The organism is Mesorhizobium captivum, assembly GCF_033977165.1.
In the GTDB taxonomy this organism is placed as follows: Bacteria; Pseudomonadota; Alphaproteobacteria; order Rhizobiales; family Rhizobiaceae; genus Mesorhizobium; species Mesorhizobium captivum.
Window position 1 is genome coordinate 204,442 of sequence record NZ_JAVIJB010000002.1, and the last position, 19,759, is coordinate 224,200.

A 19,759-nucleotide genomic window follows, 5' to 3' on the forward strand; every position below is an offset into this window, starting at 1 on the left:
GAAACATCGTAACCCGCGGATTAGAAACGGGTCGCAATGCCGAAGTTGAATTCCTCTACGTCGTCGCCCGGCTGCTTCTCGACCGGAATCGCATAATCAATGCGGATCGGGCCGAACGGCGACGCCCACATCAAGCCGACACCGACCGAAGCACGCAAATGCATGTCAGCCGATCCCGCCTTTACCAGGCTTGGATCAAGCTTGTTGCCATAGAGCGTTGCCGCGTCGGCAAACACCGCGCCGCGCAGACCGAAGCTTTCCGGAATGACCGGCATCGGGAACTGGGCTTCCGCCGAGGCATTGAAATAAGTCGTGCCGCCGAGATGGTCGCCGCTGTTGTCGCTGGCGATCGGACCGATACCACCATAGGCGAAACCGCGGATCATGCGGTTACTGCTCTGGAAGTGGTCGAAGATGCGCAGATCGCCATTGCCGTAGCCCGCGATATAGCCCGCGCCGCCCGACACCAGGCCGACCAGGTCGAGCTGCTCCGACAAGGTCTGATACACGCTTGCACGCCCGGTCACCTTCACCCACTTGGCGTCACCGCCGAGACCGGCGAACTCGGTCGTGCCGGTGATGTAGAGACCCTCATGCGGGTTCTTCATGTCGTCGATGGTGTTATAGACCAGACCGAGGCTGACCGAGGACTTGAGCCACGGGCTTTCCTCGACGCCGTCCCGTATCGCCTGCGAGATGGTGCACTTGCTCGGATCGTAGATCCCGCTGGTCAAACAGCCGTCGGCGATCGAGTATTTCTCTTGCGAAATGTTATACGCCAACTGCGTCGAGATACTGTCGGTGATCGGCAGGCCGAAGCGGATGGTCGCGCCAGTCACGTCCGTGTCGTAGTGATTGTACTCGCGGGTCGACTTGTAGATATCGAAGCCCGCCGCGATACGCCGGCCGAGGAAATACGGCTCCGTGAACGAAATCGCGTAGTCGCGCGAATGCCTGCCGCCGCCGGCCGATAGCTTGATATACTGGCCGCGACCGAGGAAATTGCGCTCGGTGATCGAGCCTTCAACGGACGGACCGGGCGTGTCGCCGCCGGTCGAATAGCCCGCGCCGACCGAGAACTCACCGGTCGACTTCTCGACCACGTCGACGACCAGAACGACCTGGTCGGGAGCCGACCCGGGAACAGTCGAGATGTCGACTTTTTCAAAGTAATCCAGCGCTTCCAGCCGCTTCTTCGCGCGCTGGATGAGAACCTGGTTGAAGGCGTCGCCTTCGCTGACGTCGAATTCGCGACGGATGACATAGTCGCGCGTGCGGTCGTTGCCGCGGATTTCGATGCGCTCGACATAGGCTTTGGTGCCCTGGTCGATGGTGTAGACGACCGAAATCGTGTGATTCTCGAAATTGCGGTCGCCACGCGGCGTCACCTGGGCAAAAGCATAGCCCGAACCGGCGACCTTCTCCGTCAAAGCGACAATCGAATCCTCGACGTCCTTGGCGTTGTAGACATCGCCCTTGTGGGTCTCGACCACCGATTCCAGCGACTTGGAGTCGACTTCGGGAATGCTGCTCTCGACGCTGATGTCGCCGAAGGTGTAGCGCTCGCCTTCCTGAACGGTGATCGTGACCGTGTATTTGTTCGTGGTGTCGTCGAGCTCGCCGACAGCGGAAACGACCTGGAAGTCGGCATAGCCGTGATTGTAGTAGAAGCGGCGCAGCAACTCCTGGTCGGCGCGCAGCTTGTCTTCGTCATAGACATCGTCGCGCAGCACGAACGAAAGCCAGGACGAACGCTTGGTGTTGATCACGTCCGACAGACGGCGGCTGGAATAGGCGCTGTTGCCGACGAAGTTGATGGCCGCGATCTGGGTACGGCCGCCTTCCGTGATGTTGAAGACCACGTTCACGCGATTGTCGCCGAGATCCATGATCTGGGTGGTCACGGCGGCGTCGTCACGACCGATGCGCCGATAGGCAGCCTTGACCGCCTCGACGTCGGCATCGAGCGCCTGCTGCGAGAAGGTCGCGCGCGGCTTCAGCTGGATGGCCGCCTGGAGCGCGTTGTCCTTGAGCTTCTTGTTGCCCTGGAACAGGATCTGATTGACGACCTTGTATTCGGAAACCTTGACGACCAGCGTCGAGCCGACCTGGTTGATCTGGACGTCCGAGAACAGCCCGGTGCCGAACAGAGCCTTCACGGCGCTGTCGATGTCGGCGCTTGAGAACGCCTTGCCAGGCTTGATCGAAATGTAATTGCGGATGGTTTCGGCATCGACACGCTGGTTGCCGCTGACCTCGACCCTGCTGACGACTGCTGCTTCGGCTACCGATGTGGCAACGAACTGCACTGCGAGCGCGCCTGGCAAAACCAGCGCGGCGGACAAAGCCGCCGCGGACGCGGCGCTCAGAAACTTGGATGCTGCCTTCATCGGGCTTTTGTACCTTTTTCTCGTAGTCCCCACGGCGAGAAAACCGGACGTGCGGTATTTTCCCTTACCGTATTAACCGGATTTCCCCTACACGCAAGGCTCCCGGTTAATTTGTATTTACTTAACCCTGTTGCGTGGCTTTCGTGTCACGCATATCCCCACGCATGGTAAACGGCGTCTCAATATGGTCGGAGCCGAAGCCAAATTCCTTCATGATTTCAGCACCCAAACAGATCATTCCAAAAAACGAAGCCCATGAACCCGAGCACCAGAAGAAGACCGGCCCGGTAGGCTATCTCCATCATCCGCTCCGACACAGGCCGCCTTATGACGGCCTCCACGCCGTAGAACAAGAGGTGGCCGCCGTCGAGAGGGGGAATCGGCAGAAGATTGAGAATCCCTATCCCGACTGACAGGAATGCAACAAGCTGCACCAGCCACTCGAAGCCGAGTTTGGCAGCCTGTCCCGACATTTTTGCGATCTTGATCGGTCCGCCCAGCTGGCATTTGTCCTCGCGCCCGACGACAAACCGCTTCAGGAACTGGCCGGTGCGCTCGATGACGTGCCCGGTTTCCTCGACGGCCGCCGCCAGCGCGCCCGCGGGCGTATAAGAGATCAGCCTCGGCTGCCCGAGTTCGGCATTGTTGGCGACGCCGATGACCGCGACTTTGACCTTGTTGCCCAGCGCATCCTGCTGTTCCATCGGCTCCGGCGTGGCCGTGACGGTGATTTCCTTGCCGTCGCGCAGCATCGTGAAAGTGATGGCGTCGCCGGCGCGGCCCGAGACCAGGCGCTGAACGTCGGCGAAGGTCTCCACCTTGTTGCCGTCAACCCTGACGAATCGGTCGCCGGGCTGGATGCCTGCCCGCGCCGCTGGACTGCCGGCGGTGACTTCGGCCACCGTCGGCTCCATGACTGGACGACCGTAGAGCGAAAACAGCACTGCGAAGACGGCGATCGTCAGCAGGAAATTGAACAGCGGCCCGGCAACGACAGTCGCCGCGCGTTTCCAGATCGGCTGAGTGTGGAACGCGACCTCGCGCTCGGCCTCGGTCAACGATTCGATCTCTTCGGCGCTCGGCTGGCTCGACGTCGCGTTCATGTCGCCGACGAATTTGACATAGCCGCCAAGCGGGATGGCGCAAAGCTTCCAGCGCGTGCCGTGGCGGTCGTTGAAGCCGAAGAGCTCCGGCCCAAAGCCGATCGAAAACGCCTTCACGCCGATGCCGCACCAGCGGCCGATGAGATAGTGGCCCATCTCGTGGACGAACACCACGACGGTAAGGACGAACAGGAACGGCACCAGGGTGCCAAGGACAAAGCCTTGAGTGCTGAAGAGCGCGTGAAGAATGTCGTTCAAGTCATGCCCTCAAATTCGCCCAGCGCGACAGTCCGCCGCGACTGTGGCATCAATCCGGGCGAATCCGTGGCACGCGTCGTTTTTCGCCCAGTGGCGACGCCATTCAGTTCGGAAACAGCCCCATTGCCGGATGGTCGGCGCCCGCCGCGATCCAACCGATGACGTACAGGGCGAAAGCCGCCGCGACAAGCCCATCGACTCTATCCATGACGCCGCCATGACCGGGAATCAGATTGCTCGAATCCTTGCAGCCATGCCGGCGCTTGACCCAGGACTCGAATAGATCGCCGATCTGCGAGACGATTGAGAGCGCCAAGGCAACGAATCCGAGCTGTACGAGGTTGCCGGCCCCGCTCACGATTGCCAGCAGCAATCCGGCAACCACGCCGCCGACGGCGCCGCCCAGCGCGCCGCTCTGCGTCTTGCCGGGCGAGATCGACGGCGCGAGCTTCGGGCCGCCGACCGCGCGGCCGACGAAATAAGCCGCTATGTCGGTCGCCCAGACCACCGCGAACAGGAAGAGAATGGCGATCAGCCCTGAGTGATTGTCATCGCGCAGGTAGGCGAGCGAAAGGCCGGACAGAGCCGCATAGGCCAGCCCACAGGCTTCCCACTGCGCCCCGCCCTGAATGCGCGCGGCGATGACCGCGACTGCCACCAGGATCGCGACAAGGACCAGCAGCCACAAGGCCGGCAGGCCGGCAATCAGCGCGCCGATGAAGACCAGAATCAGCGCTTCCGCCAGGAAACCGAGCGCCGCACCGTTCCCAGGGCGCGACATCCGCGTCCATTCGTAAAAGATCAGCGCCGCGATCGCCGCGCAGAACAGGCGGAACGGCAGCCCGCCCAGCCAGGTGAGCGCGAGCGTGACGCCCGCCATCACGATGGCCGAGATGACGCGCTGCTGGAGATTGCTCATTTTGGGCGGCGCCTAGGAGGCGACGTCGCGGGCGGCGAGCCCGCCGAAACGTCGTTCGCGGCCGGCAAAGTCCCGCAGGGCGTCGGCAAGATGCTCCCGGCTGAAGTCCGGCCAGTAGCAAGGCAGGAAGACGAGTTCGCTGTAGGCGGCCTGCCACAAGAGGAAGTTCGACAGCCGGAGCTCGCCGCTGGTGCGGATCACCAGGTCGGGATCTGGAATGTCTTCGGTGTCGAGCGAACCGGCAAAGCTCTCCATCGTGATGGCATCGCTTGTCATTTCGCCGCGCGCCACGGCATCGGCGAGCTTGCGCGCAGTGCGCACGATCTCGTCGCGGCCGCCATAATTGAAGGCGATGACCAACGTCAGCGCTTCGTTGCCGGCGGTCAGCGATTCGGCTTCCTGCAGCAGGCCCCTAATGTCGGGTTGCAGCCCCTCCTTGTCGCCGATCACCCTCACCCGCACGCCATTCTGGTGCAGTTCGGCGAGATCTCGGCGGATGAAGAGCTTCAAGAGACCCATCAGGTCGCTGACTTCGGATTTCGGCCGCGACCAGTTTTCCGAGGAGAAGGCATAGACCGTCAGATAGGAGATGCCGAGTTCGGGCGCGGCGCGCACCGTCTTGCGCAAGGCCTCGACGCCGGCGCGATGGCCGGCAAGCCTCGGCATGCCGCGCGCCTTGGCCCAGCGTCCATTTCCATCCATGATGATCGCGACATGCGCGGGCGTTGCCATGGTCTCGCTTTCGAGCCGCTGAGAAGCCGACCCTAAACCTGCATGATTTCAGCTTCCTTATCGGAAAGCAGGTGATCGATGGTGCTGATCATCTCGTCGGTCAGCTTCTGAACCTGGTCGGAGCGCTTGCGATGATCGTCTTCGCTGAGCGTGCCGTCCTTTTCGGCTTTCTTGAGGAAATCCATGCCGTCGCGGCGAACGTGGCGCACCGCGACGCGGGCGTTCTCGGCATAGCCGTGCGAGATCTTGACCAGTTCCTTGCGGCGCTGCTCGTTGAGCTCGGGCAGCGGAATCCTCAGATTGGTGCCGTCGACGATCGGATTGAAGCCGAGATTGGCTTCGCGGATAGCGCGGTCGACGGCGCTGACCATCGACTTGTCCCAGACCGAGACCGAAATCATGCGCGGCTCCGGCACCGTCACATTGGCCACCTGGTTGATCGGCATCGTCGTGCCGTAGGCCTGGACCTGGATAGCGTCGAGCAGGTTGCTGGAAGCGCGGCCGGTGCGCAGCGAAGCGAGATCGTGCTTGAAGGCCGAGATCGCCCCGTCCATGCGCCGCTTGAGGTCGTCATACTCGCCACTCATGATCATCTCCTCGACCCGTTCCCCGGGTTTCACTGTTTGTGTTCAGGTTCCCGTCCGGAACCAACGCTCGTTTAGCCGGTTCTGATCCGATCAATTGTCGGCGACGATCGTGCAACGGCCGCCGCCCCTCAGAATTTCGCCGAAACCACCCTTTTCGTGGATCGAATAGACGATTATCGGAATGTTGTTTTCGCGCGCAAGAGCAATCGCGGCCGTATCCATGATCGTAAGCCCGCGTTTGATGACTTCGGCATGGCTTATGCGATCGAAGCGCACCGCGTCCGGATCCTTCTTGGGGTCGGCCGAATAGACGCCGTCGACCTGCGTGCCCTTGAACAGGGCGTCGGCGCCGATCTCGGCGGCGCGCAGCGCCGCGGCCGAATCGGTGGTGAAGAACGGATTGCCAGTGCCGCCGGCGAAGATCACCACCTTGCCCTGGTTCATGTAGGCGGTCGCCTGGCGCTGCGAGAAGCTCTCGCAGAGCTCGGGCATGGCGATGGCCGAAAGCACCACGGCGTCGACGCCGATCTTGTTCAGCGAGGTGCGCAGCGCCAGCGAGTTGATGACGGTGGCGAGCATTCCCATGTGGTCGCCGGTGACGCGGTCGCCGCCCTTGGAGGCGACGGCCACGCCGCGGAAGATGTTGCCGCCGCCGATGACGACACCGACTTCGATGCCAAGCGCGCGCGCCTCGGCAATGTCGGCGGCGATGCGGTCGACGACAGAAACGTCGATGCCGAAATGCTGTTCTCCCATCAACGCTTCGCCTGAAGCTTTCAGCAAGACACGTCGATAGAGGGGCTTCACCGTCATCTGGTTCCTCGAAAATCTCGGCGCGGCAAATCTGGGGACGAAAGCTGCCCCGCTTCGCCTGGCGGCGCTGGCATGATGGATCGACCCGATACACGAAGGGCGCGGCGATGTCACGCCGCGCCCTTGCGCAAAATCCCAGGCTTTTTCGATCAGTTGCTGCTGATGCTGACCGCCTCGCCTTCGACCATGACCGGCAGCGAATAGCCCGAAGGCTTGTCGCCGGTCGCGGTACCGCCTGTGACCCTGACCTGAATCTGCGAGCCGAAATACGGATGAGGAAATGGCGCCGGAACGCTGCTGACCGCTTCCAGCCGCTGGCGAAATGCGGCGGGAATTTCGAAATCCAGCGCCGTGAGATTGTCCTGCAGTTGCGCGAGCTTCGTCGCCCCGAGGATGACGGTTGCGACGCCGGGCTGCGTCGCAACCCAGTTAAGCGCCACCTCAGCCATGCTGGGGCCGAGTTCGGCTGCAACCTTCTCGAGCTCCGCCACGATCGCCCAGTTGCGGTCGCTGAATTTCTGGAAGCCCGGATGCGTGGTGTTGCGGAACCCGTCGAGCCGGCCGGCGTTCCCGGCCTGCGTCGGGCGGTATTTGCCGCTCAGCAACCCGCTGGCCAGCGGGCTCCAGACCATGATGCCGGCGCCGTGTCGTGTGGCCAAAGGCACGAATTCGTTCTCGATCGTGCGCTCAGTGAGCGAATATTCGAGCTGCAGGGCCGAGATCGGCTCATAGCCGCGCAGTTCGGCGATCGCCTGCGCCCGGCCGGCATACCAGGCCGGCACGTCCGAGAGGCCGACATGACGCACCTTGCCCGCGCGCACCAAATCGTCGAGCGTGCGGAGCACCTCCTCGGCCGGCGTCAGCCTGTCCCACACATGCATGAGATAGAGGTCGATATAGTCGGTTCCGAGCCGCCTCAGCGAAGCGTCGATGGCGCGCATGATGTTCTTGCGGCCATTGCCGCCGGCATTCGGATTGCCCGGTTCACAATTGAAGGTGAATTTGGTGGCGATCACCGCCTTGTCGCGCAAGTCGCGCTCGGCGACGAATTCGCCGAGCCAGGTCTCGGCAGTGCCGCCGGTGTATAGGTCGGCGGTGTCGAAGAAATTGCCGCCAGCCTCGACATAGGCGTCGAACATGGCGCGGGCGGTATCCCTGTCGGCGCCCCAGCCCCATTCGGTGCCGAAGGTCATGGTGCCCAACGCCAGCCGGCTGACGCGCAGACCGCTGTTGCCGAGCGTGTAATAGGTCATGCTCATGATGTTCTCCGATCGTGTTGATGTGGGCTTATTGACCAGGGGTAGTTTTCACCCAAGGATTGCCGCGCTCATGCGTCATGCGGAAGGTGAAGCCGTCGACCTCCCATCCGGCGCCGGAGCGTGTCAGGTGGTGCTCATAGGTGCCCCACACCTCCCAGAGCGGGTCGCCATTGCCTTCCATCCGGTTCCAGGCATAGCCGTTGGAACGGACGGTCGCGGCATCGGCATCGATGACGACTTGGTGGTTGGTGCGTAGATGCAGGCTGGTCTTGCTACCCTTGAGGTTGGCCGCCCACGCGCCGATCAGATCGTCGGAGGCGATGGTGGCCGCAGGCTGTCCGGTAAGGCTGCTGAAGTCTGCGGTGACCCGGTCCGCGAAATAGCTGCGCGCAAGCTTCCAGTCCTGCGCATCGACGGCGCGGTCGATCGCATCCGCGATACGAATGACGGCGCGCTCGTCGGCGAGCGCCCGCCAGTCCGCTGGTTCGGCTCCGCCGGCGTCGATCGGCGCCAGCGCCAATCCTGCCGCGAAGGTCACATGTCTCAACGCATTCATGTCTCTTCTCCTTGAGCTATCGGCCCGCCGCCGATGTGTGACGGTAATGTGGGCCGTCGCGCCGGCATCGATAAGATTGCATTGTTCGCAAGGACCATGCGATATCATTCATGAATGGACCGGGACCTGCTCACGCATCTGCCAGTGGTTGTCGCCGTGGCGAGGCGCGGCGGCTTCGCGCTTGCCGCAGCCGAGCTCGGCATGAGCCCGTCGGCCGTCAGCCATGCCGTGCGGCTGGTGGAAGAGCGTATCGGCCAGCCGTTGTTCGCGCGCACGACGCGCAGCGTTTCGCTGACCGAAGCCGGCAAGGCACTGGTGGAGACGGCTGCCCCTGCCCTCCAGGACATCGCCGAGCGCATGGACCGCATCCGTGGCGTCAAGGGCCGGCCCTCCGGTCTGCTTCGGATCAACGCCTCCAACATCGCGATCCCCTTGGCGGTGACGCCCGTGGTCGCGGCCATGGCCGATCGCTATCCGGATGTGACGGTCGAGGTCTTCGCCGAGCAGGGCCTGGTCGATATCGCCGGCGAGGGTTTCGATGCCGGCATCAGGTTGGGCGAGATGATCGCGCAGGACATGGTCACCGTGCGGCTGACGCCGCCCTTCAAGGCCGTGATCGTCGCTTCGCCCACCTATGTCGGAAAGCGCGGCCGTCCGCGCGACGTCGCCGACCTCGCCAACCACAATTGCATCGGCTACCGGCTCGTCCGCTCCGGCGGGCTCTATCGCTGGGATTTGAACGAGGACGGTAAGGACGTCGTGGTCGAGACGCGCGGCACGGCCGTCGTCACCGATTCGCTGGCAGCGGTCGACCTTGCGCTTGCCGGCGTCGGGCTCGCCTATGTGTTCGAGCCGCTCGTGCGGGCCGATCTTGCCGCCGGGCGCCTCGTCCATATCCTGCCGAAGACGGCAATCGATGAGCCGGGCCTCTTCCTTTACTTCCCGCGCCGGGCGTCGATGGCGCCGAAGCTCAGGGCCTTTATCGACACCGCGCAAGAGATCGGCCGGGCATCCATGCGGACACCCGGCCGAGTTGCCTGAGCTGTTTAGCCTTACTTTTTCTTCGGGCTATTTCTTGACCGCGGCCGCGACTTCCGCCGCGAAGTCGGTCGTTTCCTTCTCGATGCCCTCGCCAAGCGCGAAGCGCAGGTAAGCACTGATCTTGGCCGGAGCGCCGATTTCCTTCTCGGCATCCTTCAGCGCCTTCTCGACGGTGATGTCGGGATTGAGCACGAAGGCCTGCTTCAGAAGCACCACCTCTTCGTAGAACTTGCGCAGGCGGCCCTCGACCATCTTCTCGATGATCGCCTCGGGCTTGCCGGTCTGGCGCGCCTGGTCGGCGAAGATCGCCTTCTCGCGTTCGACCGCGGCCGGATCGAGTTCTTCCGTGGTCAGCGCCATCGGGTTGGTGGCGGCGACATGCATGGCGACCTGACGGCCGAAAGCGTTCGCCGCATGCTCGTTGCCGGTGGTCTCGATCGCGACCAGCACGCCGAGCTTGCCGAGGCCGTCGGCAACCGCGTTGTGGACATAGGTCGCCACCGCACCATGCGGAACGGTGAGCTTGGCCGAGCGGCGGAAGCCCATGTTCTCGCCGATGGTGCCGACCGCGTCCTTGATGGTGTCGGTGACCGACTTGTCGGAGCCCGGATACTTGGCCGCGGCCACGGCCTCGGTCGTGCCGTAGGCGAGCGCGACCTTGGCAACGTTGGCGACGATCTCCTGGAAGGCGGCGTTGCGCGCGACGAAGTCGGTCTCCGAATTGACCTCGACGACGGCGGCTTCGCGGACGCCGGAATCGACGCCGATCAGGCCCTCGGCCGCGGTGCGGCCGGCCTTTTTGTCGGCCTTGGAGATGCCCTTCTTGCGCAGCCAGTCGACGGCCTCTTCCATGTTGCCGTTGGTTTCGTTCAACGCCGCCTTGCAGTCCATCATGCCCGCGCCGGTCAAGTCGCGGAGTTCTTTGACCTGTGCAGCCGAAATGCTCATTGTCGCCTCTTTGTTTCAAATGCGCCGACGCACCATCGAGTCTCGATGATGCGCCCGGCAAAAGCGCTTTAGCGCGCCAACTTATTGGAAAGATGAAGGCCGGAGCCGGCCTTCGCTTTTCAAGCTTCCGGAGCTTCAGTGGCCGGGGTGTCGAGCGCCGGCTCGACCGGGGCCTCGGCAGATGCGCCGATATCCATGCCGAGCGCGCCCTGCTGGCGGGCGATGCCGTCGATGGCAGCCTTGGCGATCAGATCGCAATAGAGCTGGATGGCGCGGGCCGCGTCGTCATTGCCGGGGATCGGGAAGTCGATCTTGTCCGGATCGCAGTTCGAATCGATGATGGCGACGACCGGGATGCCGAGGCGCTTGGCCTCGAGGATGGCGATCGCTTCCTTGTTGGTGTCGATGACGAACATCAGGTCCGGTGTCGAGCCCATATCCTTGATGCCGCCCAGCGCCTTGTTGAGCTTCTCGCGCTCGCGGTCGAGGTTGAGGCGCTCCTTCTTGGTGAGGCCCTGGGCCTCGCCGGCCAGCGTCTCGTCGAGCTTGCGCAGGCGCTGGATCGAGTTCGAGATCGTCTTCCAGTTGGTCAGCATGCCGCCCAGCCAGCGCGAGTTGACATAGTACTGCGCCGAGCGCTGAGCGGCGTCGGCGACGATGTCCGAAGCCTGGCGCTTGGTGCCGACGAACAGCACGCGGCCGCCCTTGGCGACGGTGTCGGAAACCTGCTTCAGGGCCTGGTGCAGCAGCGGCACCGTCTGCGACAGGTCGATGATATGGATGTTGTTGCGGGCGCCGTAGATGTAGGGCGCCATCTTCGGGTTCCAGCGGTGGGTCTGGTGGCCGAAGTGAACGCCAGCTTCCAAAAGCTGGCGCATGCTGAAATCAGGCAGAGCCATTCTTAGTTCCTTTCCGGTTGGCCTCCACGGACACAGGCATTTCGGACGGATGTCCTGATGCCACCGGAGGTTTCAGCCGGATTTCTCCCGGGCAGACACCAAAGTCCGTGTGTGGAATGAGCGCGCATATAGAGGGGAAGCGCCATAAACGCAAGCGCCCCAGCGCCTTGGTGATCAGCGTGCGACGATCAGCGCACCGGTGCCGATCATGGCGCCGCCGGCGAACCTATTCATCAGGCGCATGCGCCGCGGTGTCCTGAACCAGCCCGAAGCCCGCCCGGCAAGTGCCGCGTAGGTCCCCATGGTGACGATGTTGACGCCGATCACGACCATGACCACCAGCACCCCGTCGGCAAAGGTCATGGCGTTGAGGTCGAGGATCAGCGGCATGATCGAGGCATGGAAAAGGATTGCCTTTGGATTGCCGAGAGCGATCGAGGCCCCGAGGAAAAACGATCTGGAGAGCCCTGCCTCGGTCATGCGTGCCCCGCCTTCATGGGCAGCGGCCGACCGCCACATCCTGATGCCGAAGAAGACCAGATAGGCGGCGCCCGCATATTTCAGCGCAAGGAACACCCACTCGAAGGTTTGTGCCAGCGCCACGAGACCCAACAGCGCCAGGGTCACCAGCACCGCATCGCCGGCGGCGACGCCGACACCGGCCATCAAGGCGCGGACGAACCCACGCGAGATGCCATTGGTGATGACGGTGAACATGGCGGGACCAGGCGTGGCGGCGGCGAGCGTTATCGCACCGCAGTAAGCCAGAAATGCCGTCAGCGTCATGGTCTTATTTTCCCGTTTGGCACTCGCACTCGGCGGAAGATCGCGACGATCTCCTCGCGGCTGCATTCGACCGCGCCAAGTCGCACGGCACGGTCGCGCTCGAAACCAGTGATATCGTAATGCGGCGCCGAAGTCTTCGGTGGCCCCTGATATGACGAGCGCTTGACGCCGAGCTCGGCGGCAAAGCGGTGGAGTTCGTCAGTGTCGTCGGCAAGCAGATGGCACCAGCGGTGGCCGGCCCATTTCCAGATCGCCGCATCGACATAGACAGCCATCGAGCTTGCCGCACTCCTACCGACATGGGTGGCCCGCTCACGGTCACCCGGGCCGAAATGAAGTCAGCGATGATAGAAGGGATTCGGATAGGAAATGAAGCCGCCGGCGGCTTCGAGCTCGCCGACGATCCCTGTCACCGCTTCCTGCATGCGCGAGCGCAGTTCGGCAAGCGCCTCGTCGACCGAGCCCTCGTAGTCGTGCAATCCCAAAGGCTCCGGCACCCGGATGTTGGCGCAGCGCGGTCCCGCGGGTTGCGGGACGAAGCGGTTGATCGTGTCGCGAAGGGTGCCCTTGCAATAATCGTTGCGGATGCGCTTCAGATGCTCGGCGATTTCTTCCTGGGTGATCGTTTGATTGGCGAAGGCCCAGGGGCCGACGCGCTGAATGCGCTGGATCGTTTCCGTCAGCTTTCGCACACGTTTCTGCTCATCGGCATCGGCCTTTCCGTCGCGCAGCCAGCGGCGCGAGCGCCGCGGCAGCTCGGCCATATCCAGGCCCGGCTCGGCAGCAATGGCTGCGGCTAGCTCCCGTCCAAGCACAGCCAGAACGCCTTGCTGGCGGTCGGCATAGGAAGCGCCCTCCGCCGCCGCCAGGCCACAGGCCTGTTCGTCGCGGGACAGCAAGGTCGAATAAATACGATAGACGCGTTCCGGCAGAGAGCCGTTTGCGGCGCTTGCGGTTTTGAGACTCTTCTCGACATAGGCGCATTCGCGAGCGAGCGCCCGCTCGACATTGCCGGTGAAAGCGAGCTTCCAGACGACCGGAGCGACCCACACCCTGAAATCCTGGTTCGTCTCGCGACCGCGCTTCAAGGCTTCGAGCCCCATCTCCACCGCGCCGGGAAGCAATGGCCCGACATAGTTACTGTGCCAGCCGACAGCGCCTTCCGGATGAAGCAGCACGCCATGGCCTTTGAGGGCCCAGTCGACCGAATGCGCCTTGGCGGCTTCGGTGTTGCCGGGGATTTGCGCGATCAGATTGTTGGCCAGCCAGAATTTCTGCATCAGCCGGCCAAGCCCGTTGACCACGCCATGCGTCGCCCATGAGGCGGCAAGCGGACTGACGCGCGAGACGATCTCCTTGTCGATCATCCAGTCGGTGAAGAATTCCGGATGGTTCGGCGTGATGAACGTCGCTTGGCCCCCGCCGCAGCAGGCCTGCAGTCTTTGCCGGTCGGCGGCGGGAAAGTCGATGTGGCGGACGTTTGAGACACCGCGCAGGCCGGCCAGCCAGTTGAACGGCAACAGATCGCGAAACCCGGGAACGCCCCTCAACATGACGACGCGGTTGACGATCGTCATCACATTGATCAGCGCCGGATTGGGCCGCGGCGCCACGAACACGTCTATCCTGCCCAAGCTTCTCCCCCGAAATGCCCGCAAGGAAGCTGGAACCGGATTGCGGCGCCTTCAAGTCGAGCCGCCCCGGCAGGTCGCTTTGTGGTTAACTCGCCGCTATTTCGACGCCGGGCAGGGCTTGGCCTGATCGAACAGCGACAGGTTGACCAGCTTGCCGGTCATCGAGAAGTCGCCATAGTCCATGACGAGATCGCGCGTGATGCCGTTCTCGTGCAGCTTGAAGCTGATCCGGTACTCCGGCACTTCCTCGCCGCTTTTGTCGGTATCGTCGAAATAGGCGATGTCGACCGGCCAGTACTTGTCGGTCGCGAGCTTGGCGAGCGCCGGCGCTTCGGGGTCCAACTTGTCGGCGTCGGTCTTCTTGCCGACGACGACAGTGGTCGTCATCACCTTGTTGGCGTCCTCGGAGCCGTCGAACAGATTGGTCTGATAGAAATTTTCTCCCCGCTCGGCCTTGCCGATCAACTCGACCAGGTGCTGGGTCGGGAACTGCGTGGCGGCGAGCTCGAGGGTGTTCTTCTCGGGCTTGTCGATATCCACCTTGAGGCCCTTCGGCTCCCTGGTCGCCATGCCCTTGACTTCCTTGTCGAGGTTCTGATCGACGAAGGATTTCGTCACGAAGGAGAAGGTCTTGCCCTCGGCGTCCTCGAACGTCGTCGTCTGCTGGTCGGTCAGCCTGGTGTTGTCGCTGGTGACGATCTGGGTGACGAAGCGGAATTTTACCGTGTAGCCCTCGCAGGGCGAGCCGTTGAACTCGTACACCATGCGGCCGGAAATGCCGGTGATGCCCGATCGGTCCGACGCCTTGTTGAGGGTGAGATCGTAGACGGCGCGGTGCGCCTGCAGCGCGGGCACGGCAAAGGCCGGAGCCATCGGGAGGGCCGTCGACAGGAGAGCGGCGGAAAGGAACAGGCGCGTCACGCGCATGAAGTGCTCCGATCGTCGCGGCCGATGGCAGGCCGCAGGGAAAGATGGTCCAGCTTAAAAAAAGTCGTGGCGGAAGCGAGGCAAAAATAGCAATTTCGGCCCGGCCAACGCGGTGCCTTCCAGCAATAGGGAAAACCAATGAGCGAAACAATCGAAAAGCGGCTAAGCGATCTCGGCGTCACCATTCCGGCCGCCGCCGCGCCCGCCGCCAACTACGTGCCCTACTGCCGGACCGGCAACACGCTGTTCACCGCCGGCCAGCTGCCGCTCAAGGACGGCAAGCTGCAGGCAAGCGGGCTGCTTGGCCGCGACATCGACACCGCGGCCGGCAGGGACGGCGCGAAATTCTGCGCCATCAATATACTGGCGCAGGCCAAGGCAGCCCTTGGCGATCTCGAGAAGATCCGGCGGCTGGTCAAGATCACGGTCTTCGTCGCTTCGGCGCCGGACTTCGTCGAGCAGCATCTGGTCGCCAACGGCGCTTCCGACTTCCTTGTCGCCGCGCTCGGCGAACGCGGCAAGCATGCCCGCTCCGCGGTCGGCACCGCTTCGCTGCCGCTCAACGCCGCGGTGGAAATCGAAGCGATCTTCGAAGTCGAGTGAACGAGCCAGACATGACCGACCTTTCCTGGCTGATTGCTCAGCCTGTCGCGCATCGCGGCTTTCACGATATGAACAAGACGCGCTGGGAGAACACGCTGCCGGCCTTCGCAGCTGCCGCGGAGCGCGGCTATGCGATCGAATGCGACGTGCATATCTCGTCCGATGGCGTTCCCATCATCATCCACGACGGCGACCTGAAGCGCCTGACCGGCGAGGACGGTTTTGTTTGGCAGCGCACCGCGGCCGAGCTGACGGAGCTGAAGGTGGGCGGCACCGCCGATCATGTACCGACGCTGCAGGAGGCGCTCGACTTGATCGACGGCAGGGTGCCGCTGGTGGTCGAGCTGAAAGGTGTTCCAGGCCACGACAAAGGATTGGTGGCGAGCGTCGGCAGGCTGCTCAAGCGCTACAACGGCAAGGTGGCGATCATGTCGTTCGACCACTGGCTGATCCGCGATTTCGCCAAGGATGCTCCGGGCATCCCTGGCGGGCTGACTGCCTACGGCAGGGATAATCAGCTGATCGAGGCGCATTTTGCCATGCTGGCGCACAACCTCGCCTTCACCTCCTACGCCGCCGGCGATCTGCCCAACCAGTTCGTCAGTTTTGTGCGCGAGAAGCTCGGGATGCCGGTCATCACCTGGACGGTGCACGACCAGCCGGCGGTCGACCTCACCTTCAAATATGCCGACCAGATGACCTTCGAGGGTTTTGAGCCCGATGTGGTCAAGGTCGCCTAGAGCCGGATGATTTCAGGTCGAAACGACCTGAAATCTGATCCGCCTCTAAATTAATCTAAAAAGAGAGAGCATGATGTCGTCCGAACCGAAGGTCAGCGAAGCAAAAACCGCTTCACACTTTTCGGCATCGTGCTCTGAGGCGGTGCCTGAAACGTGACTTGTAGCTGCCCTGAAGACGCTTAAATAAGCCGCATGGATCAGGGTGAAAACGACGATGGACGGGCAACGAATGCGGACTATGCGATCCGCGTCGCGGCGGGCATCGGCGCATTCACCTGCGAGGAATGGAACGGCTTCGCCGGGACCACGCGCGGCGACAAGGAAAACGGCTACAACCCGCTCGTTTCATTCGCTTTTCTGAGCGCGCTGGAGGAATCCGGCTGCGCCGTGCGGCGTACCGGCTGGCAGGGCCATCATCTCAGGCTCGAGAATGCGCAAGGCAAGCTGCTCGGCGCCGTGCCTTGCTATCTGAAATCGCACAGCCAGGGCGAATATGTCTTCGACCATGGCTGGTCGGATGCGTTCGAGCGTGCCGGCGGGCGCTATTATCCCAAGCTGCAATGCTCGGTGCCGTTCACGCCGGTCACCGGCCCTCGCCTGCTGGTGAGCAAGGATGAGGACGAAGGCGCCGTGAGAGCCGGACTTGCCGCTGGCCTGAAATTGGTGACCGATAAGCTGGGCGTGTCTTCCGCCCATGTCACATTCGCCACGGAGCCCGACGTTGCGACGCTGGAGGCGGCCGGCTTCCTGCACCGCACCGACCAGCAGTTCCATTTCTTCAACGAAGGCTTTTCAAACTATGACGACTTCCTCGCCACGCTTGCCTCGCGCAAACGCAAGGCGATGAAAAAGGAGCGTCGCGAGGCGCTGACAGACGGCATCAGCATCGACTGGCTGACAGGCAAGGATATCACCGAACGCGCCTGGGACGATTTCTTTGCCTTCTACATGGATACTGGCGGCCGGAAATGGGGCCGGCCCTACCTCAACCGCCAGTTCTTCTCGCTGATCGGCGAACGCATGGCCGACGACATCCTTCTGGTGATGGCCAAGCGCAACGGCCGCTACATTGCCGGCGCCATCAACTTCATCGGCTCGGACGCGCTCTACGGGCGCAACTGGGGCTGCATCGAGGACCACCCCTTCCTGCATTTCGAGGTCTGCTACCACCAGGCGATCGACTTCGCGATCGACCGCAAGCTGAAGGTGGTGGAGGCCGGCGCGCAAGGCGAGCACAAGCTGGCGCGCGGCTATCAGCCGGTGACCATGCATTCGGCGCACTACATTGCGCATCCGGGCCTGCGCAACGCCGTCGCCGACTATCTGCGCCGCGAACGCAGCGAAGTCGAGCGGATGGGCGAATATCTCGAAGAGCACACGCCGTTCCGCAAGGATCTCAAGGAGTAGGCGACGCCCATCCCATGGTCATTGCGGCTTTCGGGCCTCGACAGGGACGAGAAACGAAAAGCAAGCGACCAGGAAAAAGATGCCATCCGCAAGCGCCAGCAGATCGCCCGCCCGCCATGCGGCGGAGATGAAGAACAACGCCGACACAATGAACAACAGCCAGCCGGTAACGATCCACTTCATAGCCGCCAATCCTCATCTTCGCCTATCAGACGAAAAACATCGGCCGCCATGCAACTTCGATGAGCCATGGACGCCTATGACACGAACAACATTCTGCAAAAAAGAACTCTTTAGGCTGCAACTTTACCGAGCACGCTGAATCCGCTAAGCCTCCTGCCAGGGGAAAATATGCAGGGGTTGGCATCCATGGATGCCGGGCAATGGCTCGGCGTGGCGGGTCTCTTGATCATCTTGCCGCTGGTCGCCTGGTTCGAGCGCAGGCCGGCGACATGGCATCTTGGCTTTGCGACAGTCATTCTCTTCTTCGGCCTGACGCATCTTTTGCTGCCGGGGAGGACCATGGCGTTGTGGACGACGCTCGCGCTGGTGGCGACGATCGGAGCCGTCTCCAAGCTCAAATACCGCCAGCTCGGCTTCAATCTGCTCGCTGGCGATCTCTATCACCTCGCCCCAAGCAGTTTTCGCGGCGTGCTTGCCGATCATGCCAAGATGGTCGTCCCTGCCCTTTTCGGCATGGCGGCCGTCGCAGCGTTGACTGTCACAATCGACATGATGCTGGACGAACCCGCGACGCCGCTGCCAATCCGCCTCGAGGTGTTCGCTGCTGCCGCGTGCCTGTACCTGATCACCTTCCGCTCGAGCGGCGGCACATCGCGTTTCAGGTTCCAATTGCTGACGCAGGACCGTGCCCACCTTTCGGCCTTCGTCGCTTCCCTGTTCGGCGCCGGACCGTCGCGGCGGCCGGCCTTTGTCGACATCGACGCCGAGCCATCGCCATTGCTGCCGCCGGCGCCGGCGAAGCAGCCGCCAGGCGATCCCTGGCCGCACATCATCATGGTCCTGCATGAATCGACCTTCGACCCGCGGCGCTTCGGCCTGCCCGTCGACGTCGCGCGCTTCTTCTCCCCGACCGCCGGCCTCTCCGGCACGCTCAACGTCGAGGTTTTCGGCGGCAGCTCGCTGCAAAGCGAGTTCTCGATCCTGACGGGACTCTCGACACGCTCGTTCGGCTCGGACAGCCGCTACGTCTTCCACCTGCTTGACGGGCGTATCCGCCATTCGCTTCCGCTTCACCTTTCCGCGATCGGCTACAGCCATGCCTATCTCAGCTGCGACAGCCCTTCTTTCCTCAACCGCGGCAGTTTCTACAGATCCGTCGGGCTCACCGATGTCGCCTATGCCGAAACCCTGCCGACGCCATTCGACGGCGAGCGTTGGCGGCGTGAGCATCACGACGAGCAGCTCTACGACCACGCACTCGGCTCGTTGCAGGAACAGGCGGCGAGCGGCAAACCTTGCTTCCTGTCGATCTCGACTTTGATGAATCACGGTGACCACCATCGCCGGGTCTTTGCCGACGACCTTCATACCGGGATTCGCCGCGAGGCGGACGCCGCCGCCGACAGCGCGGAATATGGCGAGTACATGGTCCGGCTGGCGGAAACAGTGCGCGCCTATGACGCATTTCGCACCAGGTTGGATGCAATGCTCGATGGCCGTCCCGCCATCATCGTGCGCTTTGGCGATCATCAGCCGTCTTTCACCGCGTCGATGACGGGCAGGCCGCCTTCCGATCCTATGCTCTACGAGACATTCTACACGATTGAGGCGGTCAATTGCGCACTGCCACAGGCCGTTGTCGCGCCGCCGGCGCTTGACGTCGCCTATTTGTCCACGCTCACGCTGTTGGCAGCTGGAGCGCCGCTCGATCCGGTCTTCGCCACGCGCGCCGCTTTGCTGGAAGCGGAGCCGGCGACTTACTTCGACCCCGACAACCGCCTGAAGCGGCGGTTCCACCGTGCTCTGGTCGAAGCCGGCATGATCGACCTTTCATGACCGAAACTTAACAGCTTCTTCCGCGCCTTCCTTTGCTCCGACGGGGTACCGAGGTGCATTGCCGAAGGACTTGCCCGAGCGCCTTGCCGCATACAGGCGGCTTCGCTACATCGGGTGGCAGGCTACAATCCGGAGGAC

19 protein-coding genes and 1 pseudogene are annotated in these 19,759 nt (G+C 62.9%); 5 read left to right on the forward strand and 15 right to left on the reverse strand.

What is annotated here, in order from left to right:
* Positions 1-20 precede the first annotated feature (20 nt).
* The 8 genes and pseudogenes from bamA to RFM40_RS03065 form a co-directional block, all read right to left on the reverse strand.
* Positions 21-2,390, reverse strand: a complete 2,370-nt coding sequence (gene bamA / locus RFM40_RS03030; RefSeq protein ID WP_320229173.1) for an outer membrane protein assembly factor BamA — start codon at positions 2,388-2,390, stop codon at positions 21-23.
* A gap of 218 nt (positions 2,391-2,608) precedes the next feature.
* The gene (gene rseP, locus RFM40_RS03035; RefSeq protein ID WP_320277114.1) at positions 2,609-3,751 is read right to left on the reverse strand and encodes an RIP metalloprotease RseP; all 1,143 of its coding nucleotides are present in this window, start codon (positions 3,749-3,751) and stop codon (positions 2,609-2,611) included.
* 103 nt (positions 3,752-3,854) lie between these two features.
* Positions 3,855-4,670, reverse strand: a complete 816-nt coding sequence (locus RFM40_RS03040) for a phosphatidate cytidylyltransferase (protein WP_320229171.1) — start codon at positions 4,668-4,670, stop codon at positions 3,855-3,857.
* A gap of 12 nt (positions 4,671-4,682) precedes the next feature.
* Positions 4,683-5,417 (reverse strand): annotated as a pseudogene (locus RFM40_RS03045) (isoprenyl transferase); the annotation flags it as partial.
* A 17-nt stretch (positions 5,418-5,434) separates the two neighbouring features.
* Complete coding sequence (frr, locus tag RFM40_RS03050; RefSeq protein WP_126100414.1) at positions 5,435-5,989, reverse strand: ribosome recycling factor; 555 nt, start codon at positions 5,987-5,989, stop codon at positions 5,435-5,437.
* A gap of 90 nt (positions 5,990-6,079) precedes the next feature.
* On the reverse strand, positions 6,080-6,802 hold the full coding sequence (gene pyrH / locus RFM40_RS03055) for a UMP kinase (protein ID WP_126100415.1): 723 nt from the start codon (positions 6,800-6,802) through the stop codon (positions 6,080-6,082).
* A 149-nt stretch (positions 6,803-6,951) separates the two neighbouring features.
* Positions 6,952-8,061 (reverse strand): aldo/keto reductase, encoded by a 1,110-nt coding sequence (locus RFM40_RS03060; RefSeq protein ID WP_320277115.1) that lies wholly within the window; start codon positions 8,059-8,061, stop codon positions 6,952-6,954.
* Between the two features lie 28 nt (positions 8,062-8,089).
* A complete protein-coding gene (locus RFM40_RS03065; protein ID WP_320277116.1) occupies positions 8,090-8,617 on the reverse strand; it encodes a nuclear transport factor 2 family protein in 528 nt (175 codons plus the stop codon).
* A 114-nt stretch (positions 8,618-8,731) separates the two neighbouring features.
* Between RFM40_RS03065 and RFM40_RS03070 the strand changes: the two genes are divergently transcribed.
* Positions 8,732-9,658: a LysR family transcriptional regulator gene (locus RFM40_RS03070; RefSeq protein ID WP_320277117.1), complete on the forward strand. Its 927-nt coding sequence runs from the start codon at positions 8,732-8,734 to the stop codon at positions 9,656-9,658.
* A 27-nt stretch (positions 9,659-9,685) separates the two neighbouring features.
* Here the strand turns inward: RFM40_RS03070 and tsf are convergent, their stop codons facing one another.
* The 6 genes from tsf to RFM40_RS03100 all read right to left on the reverse strand — a co-directional run bounded on the left by tsf (position 9,686) and on the right by RFM40_RS03100 (position 14,852).
* Entirely contained in the window at positions 9,686-10,606 is a 921-nt protein-coding gene (gene tsf / locus RFM40_RS03075) for a translation elongation factor Ts (protein WP_320229167.1), read from the reverse strand.
* Between the two features lie 119 nt (positions 10,607-10,725).
* Positions 10,726-11,505 carry a 30S ribosomal protein S2 gene (gene rpsB / locus RFM40_RS03080; protein ID WP_059188654.1) on the reverse strand — a complete coding sequence of 260 codons (780 nt, stop codon included), beginning with the start codon at positions 11,503-11,505 and terminating at the stop codon, positions 10,726-10,728.
* A 174-nt stretch (positions 11,506-11,679) separates the two neighbouring features.
* A complete protein-coding gene (locus RFM40_RS03085) occupies positions 11,680-12,291 on the reverse strand; it encodes a LysE family translocator (protein WP_320229166.1) in 612 nt (203 codons plus the stop codon).
* On the reverse strand, positions 12,288-12,566 hold the full coding sequence (locus tag RFM40_RS03090; protein ID WP_040971682.1) for a DUF4031 domain-containing protein: 279 nt from the start codon (positions 12,564-12,566) through the stop codon (positions 12,288-12,290). The genes RFM40_RS03085 and RFM40_RS03090 overlap by 4 nt, the downstream gene beginning before the upstream one ends.
* Before the next feature lie 63 nt (positions 12,567-12,629).
* Entirely contained in the window at positions 12,630-13,925 is a 1,296-nt protein-coding gene (locus RFM40_RS03095; protein ID WP_320277118.1) for a hypothetical protein, read from the reverse strand.
* A 96-nt stretch (positions 13,926-14,021) separates the two neighbouring features.
* Positions 14,022-14,852: a cell envelope integrity EipB family protein gene (locus RFM40_RS03100; RefSeq protein WP_320273905.1), complete on the reverse strand. Its 831-nt coding sequence runs from the start codon at positions 14,850-14,852 to the stop codon at positions 14,022-14,024.
* 138 nt (positions 14,853-14,990) lie between these two features.
* Between RFM40_RS03100 and RFM40_RS03105 the strand changes: the two genes are divergently transcribed.
* The 3 genes from RFM40_RS03105 to RFM40_RS03115 all read left to right on the forward strand — a co-directional run bounded on the left by RFM40_RS03105 (position 14,991) and on the right by RFM40_RS03115 (position 17,602).
* Positions 14,991-15,455, forward strand: coding sequence for a RidA family protein (locus RFM40_RS03105; RefSeq protein WP_320277119.1), 465 nt, complete (start codon positions 14,991-14,993; stop codon positions 15,453-15,455).
* An 11-nt stretch (positions 15,456-15,466) separates the two neighbouring features.
* The gene (locus RFM40_RS03110) at positions 15,467-16,195 is read left to right on the forward strand and encodes a glycerophosphodiester phosphodiesterase (protein ID WP_320277120.1); all 729 of its coding nucleotides are present in this window, start codon (positions 15,467-15,469) and stop codon (positions 16,193-16,195) included.
* Between the two features lie 192 nt (positions 16,196-16,387).
* Positions 16,388-17,602, forward strand: coding sequence for a GNAT family N-acetyltransferase (locus tag RFM40_RS03115; protein WP_320277121.1), 1,215 nt, complete (start codon positions 16,388-16,390; stop codon positions 17,600-17,602).
* Between the two features lie 18 nt (positions 17,603-17,620).
* On the opposite strand, the gene RFM40_RS03120 is transcribed toward RFM40_RS03115, so the two are convergent.
* Entirely contained in the window at positions 17,621-17,785 is a 165-nt protein-coding gene (locus RFM40_RS03120) for a cytochrome oxidase subunit III (RefSeq protein ID WP_320277122.1), read from the reverse strand.
* Between the two features lie 168 nt (positions 17,786-17,953).
* Here RFM40_RS03120 and RFM40_RS03125 point away from each other — a divergent pair, with 168 nt between their 5' ends.
* On the forward strand, positions 17,954-19,621 hold the full coding sequence (locus RFM40_RS03125) for a sulfatase-like hydrolase/transferase (RefSeq protein ID WP_320277123.1): 1,668 nt from the start codon (positions 17,954-17,956) through the stop codon (positions 19,619-19,621).
* Positions 19,622-19,759 lie beyond the last annotated feature (138 nt).